The 14,553-nt window shown below is 72.9% G+C and carries 13 protein-coding genes; 12 read left to right on the top strand and 1 reads right to left on the bottom strand.

Translation table 11 applies throughout. The features are described from left to right. Window positions 1-59 precede the first annotated feature (59 nt). The 5 genes from ACQEVI_RS26890 to ACQEVI_RS26870 all read left to right on the top strand — a co-directional run bounded on the left by ACQEVI_RS26890 (window position 60) and on the right by ACQEVI_RS26870 (window position 3,501). The gene (locus tag ACQEVI_RS26890) at window positions 60-830 is read left to right on the top strand and encodes a hypothetical protein (RefSeq protein ID WP_432905401.1); all 771 of its coding nucleotides are present in this window, start codon (window positions 60-62) and stop codon (window positions 828-830) included. Further along, window positions 814-1,293: a phage holin family protein gene (locus ACQEVI_RS26885; RefSeq protein WP_432905399.1), complete on the top strand. Its 480-nt coding sequence runs from the start codon at window positions 814-816 to the stop codon at window positions 1,291-1,293. Before ACQEVI_RS26890 ends, ACQEVI_RS26885 begins: the two co-directional genes overlap by 17 nt. Further along, window positions 1,290-1,916, top strand: coding sequence for a DUF3618 domain-containing protein (locus tag ACQEVI_RS26880; RefSeq protein WP_432905396.1), 627 nt, complete (start codon window positions 1,290-1,292; stop codon window positions 1,914-1,916). Before ACQEVI_RS26885 ends, ACQEVI_RS26880 begins: the two co-directional genes overlap by 4 nt. A gap of 198 nt (window positions 1,917-2,114) precedes the next feature. Then, complete coding sequence (locus ACQEVI_RS26875) at window positions 2,115-3,209, top strand: YihY/virulence factor BrkB family protein (protein ID WP_432905393.1); 1,095 nt, start codon at window positions 2,115-2,117, stop codon at window positions 3,207-3,209. A gap of 10 nt (window positions 3,210-3,219) precedes the next feature. Then, on the top strand, window positions 3,220-3,501 hold the full coding sequence (locus ACQEVI_RS26870; protein WP_432905390.1) for a CDGSH iron-sulfur domain-containing protein: 282 nt from the start codon (window positions 3,220-3,222) through the stop codon (window positions 3,499-3,501). Here the strand turns inward: ACQEVI_RS26870 and ACQEVI_RS26865 are convergent. Continuing rightward, entirely contained in the window at window positions 3,498-5,069 is a 1,572-nt protein-coding gene (locus tag ACQEVI_RS26865; protein ID WP_432905387.1) for an NAD-dependent epimerase/dehydratase family protein, read from the bottom strand. The genes ACQEVI_RS26870 and ACQEVI_RS26865 overlap by 4 nt on opposite strands. 88 nt (window positions 5,070-5,157) lie before the next feature. On the opposite strand from ACQEVI_RS26865, the gene ACQEVI_RS26860 reads away from it, so the two are divergent. The 7 genes from ACQEVI_RS26860 to ACQEVI_RS26830 all read left to right on the top strand — a co-directional run bounded on the left by ACQEVI_RS26860 (window position 5,158) and on the right by ACQEVI_RS26830 (window position 14,537). Further along, the gene (locus ACQEVI_RS26860) at window positions 5,158-5,943 is read left to right on the top strand and encodes an alpha/beta fold hydrolase (protein WP_432905384.1); all 786 of its coding nucleotides are present in this window, start codon (window positions 5,158-5,160) and stop codon (window positions 5,941-5,943) included. After that, the gene (locus ACQEVI_RS26855; protein WP_432905381.1) at window positions 5,940-6,656 is read left to right on the top strand and encodes an esterase/lipase family protein; all 717 of its coding nucleotides are present in this window, start codon (window positions 5,940-5,942) and stop codon (window positions 6,654-6,656) included. The genes ACQEVI_RS26860 and ACQEVI_RS26855 overlap by 4 nt, the downstream gene beginning before the upstream one ends. Before the next feature lie 36 nt (window positions 6,657-6,692). Further along, entirely contained in the window at window positions 6,693-7,610 is a 918-nt protein-coding gene (locus tag ACQEVI_RS26850) for a DNA-3-methyladenine glycosylase family protein (protein ID WP_432905379.1), read from the top strand. A 303-nt stretch (window positions 7,611-7,913) separates the two neighbouring features. Next, a complete protein-coding gene (locus ACQEVI_RS26845; RefSeq protein WP_432905377.1) occupies window positions 7,914-9,941 on the top strand; it encodes an HNH endonuclease signature motif containing protein in 2,028 nt (675 codons plus the stop codon). A gap of 74 nt (window positions 9,942-10,015) precedes the next feature. Then, a complete protein-coding gene (locus tag ACQEVI_RS26840; protein WP_432905375.1) occupies window positions 10,016-10,846 on the top strand; it encodes a transglutaminase-like domain-containing protein in 831 nt (276 codons plus the stop codon). A gap of 260 nt (window positions 10,847-11,106) precedes the next feature. Continuing rightward, window positions 11,107-12,810: an ABC transporter ATP-binding protein gene (locus tag ACQEVI_RS26835; RefSeq protein ID WP_432905372.1), complete on the top strand. Its 1,704-nt coding sequence runs from the start codon at window positions 11,107-11,109 to the stop codon at window positions 12,808-12,810. After that, window positions 12,807-14,537 (top strand): ABC transporter ATP-binding protein, encoded by a 1,731-nt coding sequence (locus ACQEVI_RS26830; protein ID WP_432905369.1) that lies wholly within the window; start codon window positions 12,807-12,809, stop codon window positions 14,535-14,537. The genes ACQEVI_RS26835 and ACQEVI_RS26830 overlap by 4 nt, the downstream gene beginning before the upstream one ends. The last annotated feature ends 16 nt before the right edge of the window (window positions 14,538-14,553 follow it).

The raw sequence follows: 14,553 nt of genomic DNA, 5'->3' as shown, positions 1-14,553 counted from the left end.
GGCCCGTGCTCCATTCGCGCCCGGTCCGTCCGGGCGAGGACGAGGACAGGAGTCCGACCATGAGCGATGTTCCATACGGCGCACGGTCTGGGTCGCAGCGCACCTGGGCGCCCGGAGAGACAGACGACAGTGCTTGGCAGGGCGATGCCGGACAGGACGATGCCGGGCAGGACCGGGCCGGTGTCAAGGAGCGGGCCGCTGAGACGGCGTCGCAGATAGGCGACGCCGGCCGGGATGCGGCTCACGACGCGAAGGAACGGGCGCGCGACGTCGCCCACGAGGCCACGGATCAGGTGCGCGGGCTGGCCGACCGAGCGCGCACCGAGCTGAGCTCGCAGGCGGGGACGCAGCAGCAGAAGCTGGCCGGCGGCATCCGGTCGCTGGGAGACGAGCTGAGCCAGATGGCCGGCGGCACGCAGGAGCCCGGCTACGCGAGCGAGATCGTCAACCGTGCGGGCGACGCCACCAAGCAGGTCGCCCAGTGGTTCGAGGACCGTGAGCCGGGCGCGGTGCTGCACGAGGTCGAAAGCTTCGCCAGGCGTCGGCCGGGTCTGTTCCTCGTGATGGCGGCAGGGGCCGGGCTGCTCGTCGGGCGGTTCCTGCGCAGCGCGAAGGACGCGCCCTCGGACGGCCCCGACCGGTCGGCGAGCACGGGCGACACGGACGCCGGTGGTCCGAGCGGCACAGGCACTGGGCAGGTCAGCGGTGGCGGCGACTACCCGACGTCCGCCTACCCGGCGGGGGAGACCCCGCCGACGTTCCCGCCGACGATGGCGGGCAGCACACGACCGCAGACCTTCGGGGGTGAGAGCGATGTCCGACACGCGTGACCCGTTCGTCGCGTCCAGCGCGGCACCTGCGTCGGCAGGCATCGGCACCGCAGGGACGGGTGCCCCTTCCGGGCAGGCCGACCACCGGAGCGTGGGCGAGCTCGTCGGCGAGGTCAGCCGTGACCTCTCGACACTCGTCCGGCAGGAGATAGAGCTGGCGAAGGCGGAGGCGAAGCAGTCCGCCCAGCGCGCAGGGAAGGGCGCCGGCATGTTCGGCGGCGCCGGTGTGGCGGGACACATGGTCCTGCTGTTCCTGTCCCTCGCGCTCTGGTGGGCTCTCGGCACCGTGACGGGCCTGGGTTGGTCGGGCCTCGTGGTCGCCGCGCTGTGGGCAGTGGTCGCCGTCGTGCTCACCCTTCGAGGCAAGAAGGAACTGCAGGCGGTGGAGGGCATGCCCCGTACTGCCGACACGGTCAAGAAGATTCCCGACGCACTGCGAGGACACGAGGAGAGGAACTCATGAGCACCAGCGACCCGCAGGAGATCCGGGAAGAGATCGAGCGCACCCGCGCCGAGCTGAGCAACGACGTGGACACCCTCGGTGACAAGGTGAACCCGAGCAACGTGGCACGGCGCAAGGTCGATCAGGCGAAGTCCGGCATTGCCCGTGTGAAGGACCGCGTCATGGGCTCGGCGCACGACACGATGGGCTCGGCCCAGGGTGCCACGCACGACCTGGCCGACCGGAGCCGGGGGGCGGCGTCGTCGGTCGCCGACTCGGCGCGGCACACCGTGTCGTCCGTCGCCGAGACCGCCGGGTCGGCGCCGCGCAAGGTGCGCGAGCAGACCCAGGGCAACCCGCTCGCCGCCGGCCTCGTCGCCTTCGGGCTGGGCCTGGTGGTCGCGTCGCTCGTGCCGTCGAGCCGTGTCGAGCAGCGCGCCGTCAAGGCCACCGAGGACAAGGCCGCACCGTTCGTCGAGGGCGCGAAGTCGACCGCGGCCGAGCTGGTGCACGACCTCGAGCAGCCGGCGCGGGAGAGCGTCGAGGCCGTGGGGAACGCCGCGAAGGACGCGGCGCGCACGGTCGGCGAGCACGGCCGCGAGGCCGCGTCCGACATCCGCTCGCGGGCGTCGGGCTCCGAGTGACCTGTTCTCGGTGGCCGGTTCTGGGGACCGGCCACCGAGTGACTGGCACTGAGTGACTGGCACTGAGCGACCGGTATTGAGCGACCGGCTCGGTGTGACCAGTTCTGGGGACCGGTCGCACCGAGCCGGCGAGGGGAACGGCAGCCGGCGGCTGGTACCGGCGAGCGAGCAGCGTCGAGCGAGAGCGTGGGAGATGACATGGCCGAGATCAACGACACGTCCGAGCGGACCGACGCCCCGCATCCGGACGACCGACGCAAGCCGGACGCGCCCCCGGACCTGCACAAGCGGACGTGGACGTACGCCCTGCGGAACAGCGTGCGGCAGTTCTCGCGCGACCAGTGCACGGACCTGGCCGCGGCGTTGACCTACTACGCGGTCCTCGCGGCGGCGCCCGCCCTGCTCGCACTGGTCTCGGTGCTCGGCCTCGTGGGCAACGGAGGCCAGGCGGTCGAGCGCGTGATCGGCACGATGGACGGCGTGCTGCCGCCCGATGTGCTGTCCGTGGTCGAACCGCTCGTCCAGAACGCAGCCGGTGGCGGCGGCAAGGCCGGGTTCGCTCTGCTCCTCGGTGTGGTGCTGGCCCTGTGGTCCGCCTCCGGGTACGTCGGCGCCTTCGGACGTGCGATGAACCGGATCTACGAGGTCGACGAGGGCCGGCCGGTCTGGAAGCTCCGCCCCGTGATGCTGCTGGTCACCCTTGTAGCGGTCGTCATAGCGGCGCTGATCGTGGCGGCGGTGGCGCTCAGCGGGCCGGTCGCGCAGGCGGTCGGTGACGCCGTCGGCCTCGGGTCCACCGCCGTGACCGTCTGGGGCATCGCCAAGTGGCCCGTGGTGCTGCTGCTCGTCGTGGTCCTCGTGGCGATCCTCTACCACGTCACCCCGAACGTGCGGCAGCCCAGGATGCGCTGGCTCAGTGTCGGTGCGTTCGTGGCGATCCTCGTCTGGGTGCTCGCGTCCGCCGCGTTCGCGCTCTACGTCGCGACGTTCTCGAGCTACGACGCCACGTACGGGTCGCTCGCCGGCATCATCGTGTTCCTCCTGTGGCTGTGGATCACCAACCTCGCGCTGCTGTTCGGAGCCGAGCTGGACGCCGAGCTCGAGCGGGGCCGTGAGCTCCAGGGCGGCATCGCCGCCGAGGAGACGGTGCAGCTGCCGCCCAAGGACGCCCGCGCGAGCGAGAAGCGCGAGGCGAAGCACCTCAAGGAGGTGGAGCGCGGCCGGGAGCTGAGGCTCGCCGCCGAGCGAGACGGTGCGGACAAGGACGGCGACCGCACCGGCCAGCGAACCTGAGGGAGACCGCATGACGATGTTCGACGAGTCCATGACAGCCCGTGCGGACGGGGCGACCGGCGACGCTGCCCCGGAGGTCACGGTCACGGCGTGCCCCGACGGCCCGCTGCTGCTGCGCGGCCCGGCGACGATCCTCGGCCCTGACGGCGAGCCCGTGGAGCGACGTCGGGCCACGGTGGCACTGTGCCGCTGTGGCGGCACCGCCATCGCACCGTGGTGCGACGGGACACACAAGGTGAACGGCTACCGCTCCACGGACCAGCGCGGGACCAGCGCGGGACCGCCGCGCTAGAGCCGGAACGCCCGTCCGCGCGCGTAGGCGTGGAGCCGCGCCAGCACGTCGATCTGCTGGTGTGCCTGGGCGATCAGCTCGTCGAGCTGTGCGGGGTCCAGGCCGATCTCGTCGGCGTGCTCGAGCAGCGTCTGCCAGCCACCGATCTTGGCGAGGACTCCCGCCCGCATCATCTCGGGCTCGAACACCATGGTCATCGGGGACTGCTCGACCACCCGGCCGTTGAGCTTGAGCCGGCCCGCCTTCTCGCCCGCCCACGCCACGACCTGGCGGTAGCGGCGGCGCGGCACGCCCAGCCGGTCCAGCAGGTCGCGGTAGAGCTCTCGCTCACCGCGGAGCTGCTCGGTCACCTCGGCCAGCTCGGCGTGGAAGGGCGTGTCCCGGTAGGCACGGGTCATGCGCTCAAGGCGCCCCACACCGGCCGTGGATGCGGTGAGGTGCTCGGAGAGGTAGAGGCCGAACAGGTTGCGGTCCATCGTGTCCGGTATGCGCAGGTCGCCCCGGGCCCGCAGCGGCAGCACCGACGCCCCTGCCGGCCGGGGGCTCGCGGGGCGCAGGGGAGCGGAGCCGGTTCCCTGCCCGGCCGCCATGCCGTCGAGCAGGTCCGCCACGGACTGCGCCGCAGTGCGGCGGGGCGTCCAGCCCAGCTCGTCCTTGATCCGGGACGTGTCGAGCACCGGCACGGTCATCGCCATGTCGAGCCAGCCAGGGTCGGCGCGGACGATCCGGCCGTCGTAGGCGACGGCCAGCGCCGCGCGCACGACGGCGGGCGGCAGCTCGACCAGCCGCCCGTGGCCGACGATCCGGGCCAGGTCCGCACCGCGCAGCACGTCGTCCGCCGCGACGTTGAACGCGCCGCCGGCCCGTTCGAGGACGACGCGCCGGTAGGCGTCGGCGACGTCGTCCGCGTGCACCGCCTGCAGCCGCAGGCAGGCGGGCAGCGGCAGCATGGGCGGACGGCCGTGCCGCAGCAGCTGCGTCGGCACGAGCGGACCCAGGAAGTAGCGCACGACCGACTGGGCGGCGTCCGCCTGGAAGATCAGCGCGGGGCGCAGGCGCGCCAGGGTGACCTCGGGGTGCTCGGCCTCCAGCTCGTCCAGCACCCGCTCCTGCGCCGCCTTGTCCACGCTGTAGTGCGACGTCGGTATGCCGCCGGTGGACCAGTCCTCGCGGCGCGGGCCGTCGTCGTCGACCGGGGAGTACGCACCCACCGACGACGCGACCACCAGGTGCGGTACGCCCGCCCGTGCGACGGCGTCGGCCACCCGGCGGGTGCCCTCCACGTTGGTGCGGCGCAGCAGGTCGCGCTCGCGGTTGGGCTGGACGAGCCACGCGAGGTGGACCACGGAGTCGGCGCCGCGGACGTGCTCGCTGAGCTGGTCGACGACAGCCCCGTCCTCCGCCGAGAGATCGACGGGCGCCCACTCGGCGTACCGGTACGGTTCGGCGTTCCGGTCGGGCAACCGCCGGGCCATACCGAGCACGGACGTGACCCGCGGCTCTGCGTGCAGCGCCCGCAGCAGCGCGGTCCCGGCGTTCCCTGTGGCTCCCACGACGACTACACGCATGAGAACACCGTCACACCGGCCCCGTGCACTCGCATTCGACGGCGCTGCGTACCTCGCGTGTCGGCGGGTGTTCCACCATGCTGGCGACATGCCCAGGATCAGCTCGCGCCGGACCCACCGATTCGAGGACGACGGCCTCACCGTCGTCGGACACGTCTCGGCGCCGCCCGACGCGGGCCGAGCCTTCGTGCTCGTGCACGGCGTGGGCTGCTCGTCGCGCACGTACGCCAGGCTCGTGGACCACCTGGTGGCCCACGGCGAGGTGCACGCGCTGGACCTGCCCGGGTACGGCGCGTCCCCGCACCCGCGCCGCGACGTCACGGTCCCCGAGCACGCGGCAGTCGTCGCGCGGTACGTCCGCGAGCACGTGCTCGACGCCGGTCTGCCCGCGCCGGTCCTCGTCGGCCACTCGATGGGCACGCAGGTAGTGGGCGACCTGCTCGCCGACCATCCCGACGCCGCGTCGGCGGGCGTCCTCCTCGGCCCGACGGCGGAGCCGGGCGCACGTACGTTCCCGCGTCAGGCGGTACGTCTCGCGATCGATGTCGTGGGGGAGTCGCCCCGCACCATCGGAACGCTCCTGTTCGATTCCCTGGTGCGCTGCGGCGCGCCGTACTACCTGCGGCAGCTGCGCCACGTCGTCGAGCACCGGCTGGAGGACGTGCTGCCCCGCATCGCCGCACCGGTAGTCGTGGTGCGGGGTGAGGGCGACCCGGTCGCGACGGAGCGCTGGGCCGAGACGCTCGCGGCGAGTGCCCCGCTCGGGCGGTACCGCACCGTGGGCGGCCGGCATCACGCCATGGACGCTGACCCCGCGGGCGTCGCCGAGGCTGTCCTGGACGCATGGCCGGCGGCGGACCGGGGCGTCGGATGAGCGGCCGACGACGCTCGCCCGACGGCGTGCTCGCGCGGCTCGTCGCGTGGGCCGCCGACTACGCATGGGCGACGGAGCGGCAGGCGCGGCACTATCTCCGGCGGCCGAAGCTGCCCGGGGCGGCCGGCGCGTCGTCGAGGGCCCCCGTCCTGCTGCTGCCCGGCATCTACGAGACCTGGGAGTTCCTGCAGCCCGTCGCCACGGCGCTGGCCCGTGCGGGACATCCGGTCCATGCTGTCCCAGGCCTCAGGCTCAACCTCCGGCCGGTCCCGGAGTCGGCCGACACAGTGGTCGAGCACCTGGAGCGCACGGGCCTGACCGGGGTGGTACTCGTGGCGCACAGCAAGGGCGGCCTCATCGGCAAGCGGGTCCTGCTCTCGGGGGCGAGCGACCGGGTGCTCGGCATGGTCGCGATCGCGACGCCGTTCACCGGCTCCCGCTGGGCGCGGTACATGCTCTCTCGGTCGCTGCGGTCGTTCGACCCCCGTGACCCGGTGCTGCTGGCGCTCGCAGGGGAGCTGCTCGTCAACGAGCGCATCACCGCCGTCTACCCGCGGTTCGACCCGCACATCCCCGAGACGGGCCGGCTGGAGGGTGCGCGGAACATCGAGCTGCCGCTGTCGGGGCACTTCCGGCCGCTGGGGCACCGCCTGCTCGTGCAGACCGTGGTGCGCGAGGTGGCGCGGGTGGAGTCCGAGCGCGCGGTGCGCTGATTCCGGTTCGCCGGGCCGCGCGTGGTCAACTGAGATGTGCTCACCGTCCGCCACAGCTCGCCGCGCCGGACCGACGTCGCCCTGACGCTCGGACCGCTGGGGCACGGGCCCGCGGACCCGACGTTCCACCGGGCGGCCGATGGAACCGTCTGGCGGACGTCGCTGCTGGCCACGGGCCCGGTGACGCAGCGATTCGTGCCCGCCGGCCCGCACGAGGTGGTGGTGCAGCACTGGGGCGACGGCGCGCGGGAGGCCGCCGACGCGCTGCCCACGCTGCTCGGGGAGGACGACGACGCCACGGACTTCGCGCCGCCGCCGCAGGTCCGCGACGCCCACCGTCGGGCGGCCGGGATGCGGATGGTGCGCAGCGGCCGGGTGCTGGAGGCCCTCGTGCCCGCGGTCCTGGAGCAGCGCGTGCAGACCTTGACGGCCCACCGGGCGTGGCAGTGGCTCGTGCGGCGCTACGGCACACGGGCGCCGGGCCCGGCGCCCGAGGGGTTGCGGGGCGGGCTACGGGTGGTCCCGGACGCGCAGACCTGGACGCGGGTGCCGGTCTGGGACTGGCACCGCGCTGGCGTCGACCCCGGACGTGCCCGCACGGTGATGCGGTGCGCGCTGGTGGCGCCGCGCCTTGAGGAGGCGTGTGCGATGGCACCCGCCGAGGCTCGCGCGCGGCTCGAGAAGGTGCAGGGCGTGGGTGTGTGGACGTCGGCGGAGGTGGCGCAGCGCGCCTTTGGTGACGCGGACGCCGTCTCCGTGGGCGACTTCCACCTGCCTGCGGCGGTCGGCTGGGCGCTCTCTGGCGAGCGCACCGACGACGCCGGGATGCTGCGGCTGCTGGCGCCGTACGCGCCGCACCGGCACAGGGTGGTTCGGCTGCTCATGATCGACGGGCGGCACAAGGCGCCCCGCCGTGGGCCGAAGCTGCCGATCGCGGACTACCGGGCGTTCTGACCGGTAGTCGTTGCTGGGCGGCTGGGTCTCTGCGCGGGACCTTTGCTCTGGGTCTCGGCTCTGGGTCTTGTGGTGGGGTCTTGTGATGCAGTCTTCGGGTGCGCCGGCGTGGGTTCAGCCGTGGTGAGCGCGTCAAGTAGGCGGCCGTGTACGGGGAGGCGGTGAGGTTCGGCAGTCCTGCGCAGAGGGCAGAAGGAACAAGTGGGTGTCAGTGGTCGAGCATAGGATCGAACAAAGGTCCTAAGAGATGGAGGCCTGAGTTTACTCTTCTTGAGGAATGAACCACGGGGGAGGTGGGCCGGAATGTATGAGGGATCGTTCGACGACCGCACGCGCGGTGCGTATACGGACGTGGTGCCGCCGGTGGAGATGCCGAGTGGCACGCGGGTAACGCCGCCTGACATGCCGGAGGACTTCGCGCCGGACTGGCCTCCGGAGGTCGTGCCGGTCGCTTTCTGGCCGGGGGACGTCCTGCGTCGGGCGTTGCAGGACGCGCCGGGTATGCGGCTGGCGCGCGTGGTCGCTGAGGCTCTCGACGTGGACGGGAACCTGGAGATCGGTCTGCCCGTCGCCGCGGACCCGGATTCAGACTCAGACTCGGGCGCGGGTACCGGTCCGGCTGGGCGCGGTGGTGAGGGTATGGGTTTCAGTGTGCTGGCCGACCTGTCGGACGAGACCCTGGCCGACGTGGTCCTCGCGTGCAGCCGGCTGCAGTCCTGGATAGCGGGCGTGCAGGCCCGCGTCGTCGCAGAGCGCGCGGCGCGGGAGTCGCATCCGCTGGCGCACAGCTCGCTGGTCGGGCAGGTCACGGGCGAGCTGGTGGTCACGGCCTCGGAAGCGACCGAGGTCGTGGTCCGAGCCGAGTCCGGGACCCAGCACCCCAGTGTGATCACCGCCCTGCTGAAAGGCAGGATCGACACTCGTAAAGCGCACACGCTACTGCGTTCTGCGTCCCGGCTGACGGTGTCGGAGCGGGCGGAGGCGATCCGCCGGTTCCTGCCCCAGGCACCGCGCCGGACGTGGAAGTGGTTGCAGTCCCGGATGCTCGCTTTCGCGAAGAACCTGCACGGCGCTGCGCAGGCCGCTCGGGCCGAAGCGCAACGCCGCAGTGTGCAGGTCGACCGTGCGGAGAACGACATGGGCTGGCTGTCCGCGTACCTACCGGCCGTGGACGCCGCGGCGGTCTGGGGAGTTGTGGATGACATGGCCCACCAGCTGCGCCGTGTCACCGGTGAGGAACGCACTCTGAGCCAGCTACGCGCCGACTCGTTGACCGGGATCATCACCGGCCGCCTCCTGCCCGCCGACCGATACACCGAACCCGACACAGACCCCGTTCCCAGCGCGGGCCCAGGCGCGGCGACTGGCACGACGACTGGGATTGCGGCTGCTGGAAGTGCGGGCGCGGACACTGGCACTCGAGCCGACACGACGACCGCTGGGAACACCACGGCAAACGGGAGCACCCGGACCACCGAAAGCGGGCCGGTGCCGGTGTGCGCGTGTGGTGGTCGGGCGCCGGTGCAGCAGGTGGTCCAGGAGGTTGTGGTGCAGGAGGTCGTGCGGCCGGTACGGATCGTCCCGACCCGCCCCGTCGTGCGGGTCACGATCCCGGCCACCGCGCTGCTCGGCCTGGACAACGCGCCCGGCGAGCTTGCGGGATTCGGGCCGGTCCCTGCCGAGACCGCACGGATCATCGCGGCCGACGCGACCTGGCAGCGTCTGCTGACCGACCCTGTCACCGGGATCCTGACCGACTACTCCACCACTGCCTATCAACCTGGCAGGACCCTGCGCGGCGCAGTCGAGGCCAGAGACGTCACGTGCACCGCACCCGGCTGTGACACCTCGGCCGAGCGGTGCGACCTGGACCACATCGAATCCTTCGACCACCAGAAGAACACGAAGACCATCGACCGCAGCGGCGACCGCCACACCAGGAAAGGCGACGCGCCCGTCGAACGAGGGCAGACCAACGCGCACAACCTGCACGCGCTGTGCCGCAAGCATCACCTGCTCAAGACACACGCTGACTGGAACATCGTCCGTGACCCGCACACCGGGATCACGATCTGGACCACACCCACCGGCCGCATCCATACCCGACCACCCACCGTGCTGGACACCCACGTCGACCTCGGCGACATCGATCCCGACACCAGCCACGACCTGGCCCTCCAAGCACTGACCGGGCAGCGCCTGCCGCGCGCCTACGCGACCACCGAACCCGGCTCCGTACCGAACCAACCGGACCACCCGATCAACCAGACCGACCCGGCGAGACCGACCGGTTCGACGGCTCAGGCTGGCCCCGACGAACCACCCTTCTAACGAGCCCCGACGGCCGGCCCGCGACTCCGAACCGCAGCATCTCCATGTCAGTGGTCCCGCGTAGCATCCGGATCATGGCCGATGGCGTGCTCGACTACTCCCGTCCTGGACTCTTCACCACCCTCGATGCGGAGCAGGTCCGGCTGATCGAAGGGTTCCCCGACGATCCTGTCGGGATCTGTGCCGTCGCACAGGGCCTCGTGATCCAGCCGCATGACGCCACCGCGGCAGGGCTGGGCGCGGACCGGCTCGCGGAGAAGGACATCCGGGCGGCGAACGAGCTGGTCGCTGTGCTCATGGCTCTCGACGCTCCTTCGCTGCAGCACGCCCGAGAGCCCGCGGCGCGGGTGGTCGGGACCTGCCGGCACTTCACGGTCCTCGCCTGTGCGTTCTTGCGGGCGCGGGGCATTCCCGCTCGGGCACGCTGCGGCTTCGGCACGTACTTCGACGAGGGGCGCGGCTTCGATCACTGGATCACCGAGTACTGGGCGGCCGACGAGAACCGCTGGGTGCGCGTCGACACCGAGCATCTCGGCCGGAGCTACGTCGAACACCCGGAGGACCTCGCCCCGGACGAGTTCCTGACCGGCGGTGAGGCGTGGGCCCGGTACCGGGCCGGTCTGATCGACGCGCGGCTGTTCGGCGTCACCGGCACGGACCACGCCTGGGGGCCGGCCGAGATCAGCGGCAACGCCGTCCGCGATCTTGGTGCGCTGCGCAACCACGAGATGCTGCCCTGGGACGAGTGGGGCCGGATGACCGATGCCTACGACGGCAAGACCGGTCCGGACTACGACGCGCTCATCGACACGCTGGCCGAGACGTGTGCTCAGGGCGACGTGACGGCGATCGCCCGGCTGTCGCGCCATGAGGATCTGGTGGTTCCGGAAGACCTGCTGAGGTGAGGTCACGCCAGCTCGTCGTCGGAACGCGGCGATGAAGCTGTCACCGACGGGTAGCCGCCCTGATGAGGAGCCGGTGCGAGGTCGCCAAGGACCTCCGCGAGCAGCGGGCGGCACAAGGCGCGCCGCCGCCTAACACGATGGCGCACCAAGGTTAGGTAAGGCTAATCTGACCTTGCCCTATCTGCTATGACGCCGAAAGATCTCATGAACCTCAAGTCCTCGCACCGCACCGCCACAGTTTCGACGGGGCCGAGTGCTCGATGAGCCGCCGCACCGGCCGGGGCCGGACCTGGCCGCAGACGCCCGCCGAACCCGTGCGCACGCGCGAGATCCGCGTCGACGAGCGCACCACGCCCCGTCGTCTCACCCTGCGCGTCATGACCGGCGCGCGCCGGTACACGGTGCCCGCCGCCGCGCTGAGCGTCACCCATCAGCTCGGCGAGGCGCTCGTCCCGGTCCTCATGGGGGTCGCCATCGAGCGGGCGGTCAGCACCGGCGACGTCGCCCAGCTCGTGCTGTGGGTCGCGCTGCTCGCCGCGGACTTCGCGCTGCTGTCGTTCTCCTGGCGGTTCGGCTCCCGCCTCGCCGAGCTCGGCACGCTGGTCGTGCAGCACCAGCTCCGCTCGATGGTGAGCGCGCACCTGCTCACCAGGGGGCCGTCGCGGGGTGCGTCGGCGTCACCCGGCGTCGCGCTCTCGCTGGCGACCTCCGACGTGAGCCGCCTTTCGTCCGCGGTGGCGATCGGCGTGTACCCGGTGGGGCAGCTCGCCGCGGTCGTCTTCGGGGGAACGGTGCTCCTCGTCATCTCGTGGCCGCTCGGCCTCGCCGTCCTGCTCGGCGCGCCGGCGGTTCTGTGGCTCACCGACCGGACCGGCGGGTCGCTGCGCCGCCGCAGCGGCGACGAGCAGGAGGCCGCGGCCGCCGCCGCGGGCGAGGCCGCCGACCTGATGTCCGGCTACCGGGTGCTCAAGGGCGTCCACGCCGAGGCCGAGGCGGGACGCCGCTACCGGCGCGCGAGCGGCGTGGCGCTCGAGAGCACCCTGCGCGCGCGTCGGGCCGAGGGGCTCTTCGTCGGCACGATGGACCTCACCACCGGGCTGTTCGTCACGGCGATCACGGTGGCCGCGGGCATCCTCGCCGTGCGGGGCGCCATCGGGATCGTCGAGCTGGTCACGGTCGTCGGGCTCACGCAGTTCCTCCTGGAGCCGCTGCAGTCGCTCGCCCGCAACGCGGGCACGCTGTGGGCCTCAGCCAACGCGTCGGCCAAGCGGCTCCTCGAGCTGCTGCGGGAGGAGCCCGGACCTGCGCAGGGAACCGACACCGCTGCCTCGACCGGCTCGGTTGCTGAGCGCACGGTGGCCGAGAGCCTGCTCGCCGAGCTCGCCCAGGACATGCCCAGCGGGGAGCTCGTCGCCGTGGCCGCCGACGCGCGTACCGCCCGGGCCCTGCTCCACACGATCCGCGGCGCGCGACTCGCCGCGCTCGTCGTGCCGCACGAGGCGCACCTGTTCGCCGGCACCGTGCGCGAGAACGTCGCGCTCCCCGGAGCCGACGACAACCGAGCCGACGCCGACCGGGTCGCCGACGCGCTCGACGCCGCGGGATGCGGGGAGCTCGCCGAGATCCTGCCGGACGGCTGGGACACGCCCGTGGGCGAGGGCGGCGCGTCCCTCTCGGGCGGCCAGCGCCAGCGCGTCGCGCTGGCCCGCGCCCTTGCCACGGACGCTCCGGTGCTCGTCCTGCACGATCCGACGACCGCCGTCGACGCCGTTACCGAGGCCTCCATCGCCGACGGACTGCGCCGCGTGCGCGCCGGACGGCGGACAGTGGTCTTCACGCGGTCACCGGCGCTGCTGCAGGTCGCCGACAGGGTGGTCACCGTGGCGTCCGGCGACGGCGTCCCGCCGGAGCACGCGGAGCACGCAGGACAGGCAGAGCACGCAGCAGCGGGGGAGCACCGATGAGCACCGACCACAGCCTGCCCATCGCCGACGGGCGCACGGTGCTGCGCGAGATGTGGCGCGCCCTGGACCGCCGCGGCTGGCAGCTCGCCGGACTGGTGGTGGTCTTCGTCGCGACGGCGGCGGCCGGGGTCCTGCCGTCGCTCGCGATCGGAGAGGTGGTCGACGCCGTCACCGCCGGCGGGGCAGCGCGCACCGTCTGGATCGCCGGCGCGGTCATGGTCGGCTCCGTGGTGGTCGGCGCGGTGCTCGCCGCCGTCGGCATGATCGGGGCGTCCCGCCTGCTGGAGGGGATGCTCGCCCGCCTGCGCGAGGACATGGTCGCGGCCGCGCTGCGGCTGCCCCAGTCGCAGGTCGAGCGCGCCGGGACGGGCGACCTCATCTCCCGTGCGGGGGACGACGTCGCCGAGGTCGCCGAGGCGATCCCCGCCGTCGTGCCCGCGCTGACCGGGTCGTTCTTCACGATAGTGGTCACGTTCGGTGGGATGGCGGTGATCGACGCGCGCTACGCCCTGGCCCTGCTCGTCGTCCTGCCCATCCACGCGTTCGCGGTGCGCCGGTACCTGCGCGGGGCCCCACGGCTGTACGCGGGCGAGCGCGCCGCCATGGCGCACCGCGCGCAGCACCTGCTCGACTCGCTCCGGGGGATCGAGACGGTGCGCGCCTTCGACCTGTCCGGCCGGCACCTGGTGCGGATCCGCGCCGCGTCCTGGGCGGTGGTGCGCTGGACCATGCACGCCCGCGCCGTCCAGAACGCGTTCTCGGGGCGCATCAACGCCGCCGAGCTCGCGGGCATGACCGCGCTCCTCGTCGTGGGGTTCTTCGTCGTGCGGGACGGCGGGGGCACCATCGGCGGCACGACGGCGGCCATGCTGCTGTTCCTGCGCCTGTTCAACCCCATCGGCCAGCTGTTGTTCGTGATCGACGACATGCAGTCCGCGCTGGCGTCGCTCGCGCGGATCACCGGGGTCGTCGGGGCCGGGCGCGGTGCCGGGGTCTCAGAAGAGGTCGACGGCCGCTCGCGGCGGCACGCCCCCGACGGTGCCGGGATCAGCCTGCGCGGCGTCGGCCACTCGTACACGGCAGACCACCCGGTCCTCGTCGACGTCGACCTCGCGGTCGCGCGGGGCGAGACGGTTGCCGTCGTCGGCGCCTCGGGTGCGGGCAAGAGCACGCTCGCGGCGCTCGCGGCGGGGGTGCACGACGCGACGTCGGGGACCGTGGACACCCCGGACGGCGTGGTGCTCGTCACGCAGGAGGTGCACGTGTTCGAGGCCGGCCTGCGCGACAACCTCACGCTCGCACGGGCGGACGCCGACGACGCGGCGCTGCGGCACGCCCTCGACGTCGTCGGCGCCGGACCGCTCCTGGACCGGCTCCCGGACGGCCTCGACACCCGCCTCGACGGTTCGGCGCTCACCCCGGCCGAGGCGCAGCAGCTCGCCCTCGCCCGGGTGCTGCTGGCCGATCCCGGCGTCGTGATCCTGGACGAGGCCACCGCCGAGGCGGGCTCGAGCGACGCCGGCCGCCTCGAGCGGGCGGCCCAGGCGGTGATCGACGGGCGCACCGCCCTCGTCGTCGCGCACCGGCTGAGCCAGGCCGCCGCGGCGGACCGGGTCGTCGTGATGGAGCGCGGCCGCATCGCGGAGGAGGGCACGCACGCGGAGCTCCTGGCCTCGGGCGGCAGCTATGCCCGCCTGTGGCAGGCCTGGCGCCGGCATCGCGACTGACAGCGCCGACCGACTG

This window comes from Promicromonospora sp. CA-289599 (assembly GCF_050936155.1).
Taxonomy (GTDB): domain Bacteria; phylum Actinomycetota; class Actinomycetes; order Actinomycetales; family Cellulomonadaceae; genus Promicromonospora.
This window is presented reverse-complemented; position numbering and strand designations above follow the sequence as displayed.

Bases quoted from the DNA above. Each gene is read 5' to 3' on its own strand.
- ACQEVI_RS26845 (WP_432905377.1), top strand. From the start codon at position 7,914: ATGTATGAGGGATCGTTCGACGACCGCACGCGCGGTGCGTATACGGAC.
- ACQEVI_RS26860 (WP_432905384.1), top strand. From the start codon at position 5,158: ATGCCCAGGATCAGCTCGCGCCGGACCCACCGATTCGAGGACGACGGC.
- ACQEVI_RS26875 (WP_432905393.1), top strand. From the start codon at position 2,115: ATGGCCGAGATCAACGACACGTCCGAGCGGACCGACGCCCCGCATCCG.
- ACQEVI_RS26855 (WP_432905381.1), top strand. From the start codon at position 5,940: ATGAGCGGCCGACGACGCTCGCCCGACGGCGTGCTCGCGCGGCTCGTC.
- ACQEVI_RS26880 (WP_432905396.1), top strand. From the start codon at position 1,290: ATGAGCACCAGCGACCCGCAGGAGATCCGGGAAGAGATCGAGCGCACC.
- ACQEVI_RS26870 (WP_432905390.1), top strand. From the start codon at position 3,220: ATGACGATGTTCGACGAGTCCATGACAGCCCGTGCGGACGGGGCGACC.
- ACQEVI_RS26840 (WP_432905375.1), top strand. From the start codon at position 10,016: ATGGCCGATGGCGTGCTCGACTACTCCCGTCCTGGACTCTTCACCACC.
- ACQEVI_RS26830 (WP_432905369.1), top strand. From the start codon at position 12,807: ATGAGCACCGACCACAGCCTGCCCATCGCCGACGGGCGCACGGTGCTG.
- ACQEVI_RS26835 (WP_432905372.1), top strand. From the start codon at position 11,107: ATGAGCCGCCGCACCGGCCGGGGCCGGACCTGGCCGCAGACGCCCGCC.
- ACQEVI_RS26885 (WP_432905399.1), top strand. From the start codon at position 814: ATGTCCGACACGCGTGACCCGTTCGTCGCGTCCAGCGCGGCACCTGCG.
- ACQEVI_RS26865 (WP_432905387.1), bottom strand. From the start codon at position 5,069: ATGCGTGTAGTCGTCGTGGGAGCCACAGGGAACGCCGGGACCGCGCTG.
- ACQEVI_RS26890 (WP_432905401.1), top strand. From the start codon at position 60: ATGAGCGATGTTCCATACGGCGCACGGTCTGGGTCGCAGCGCACCTGG.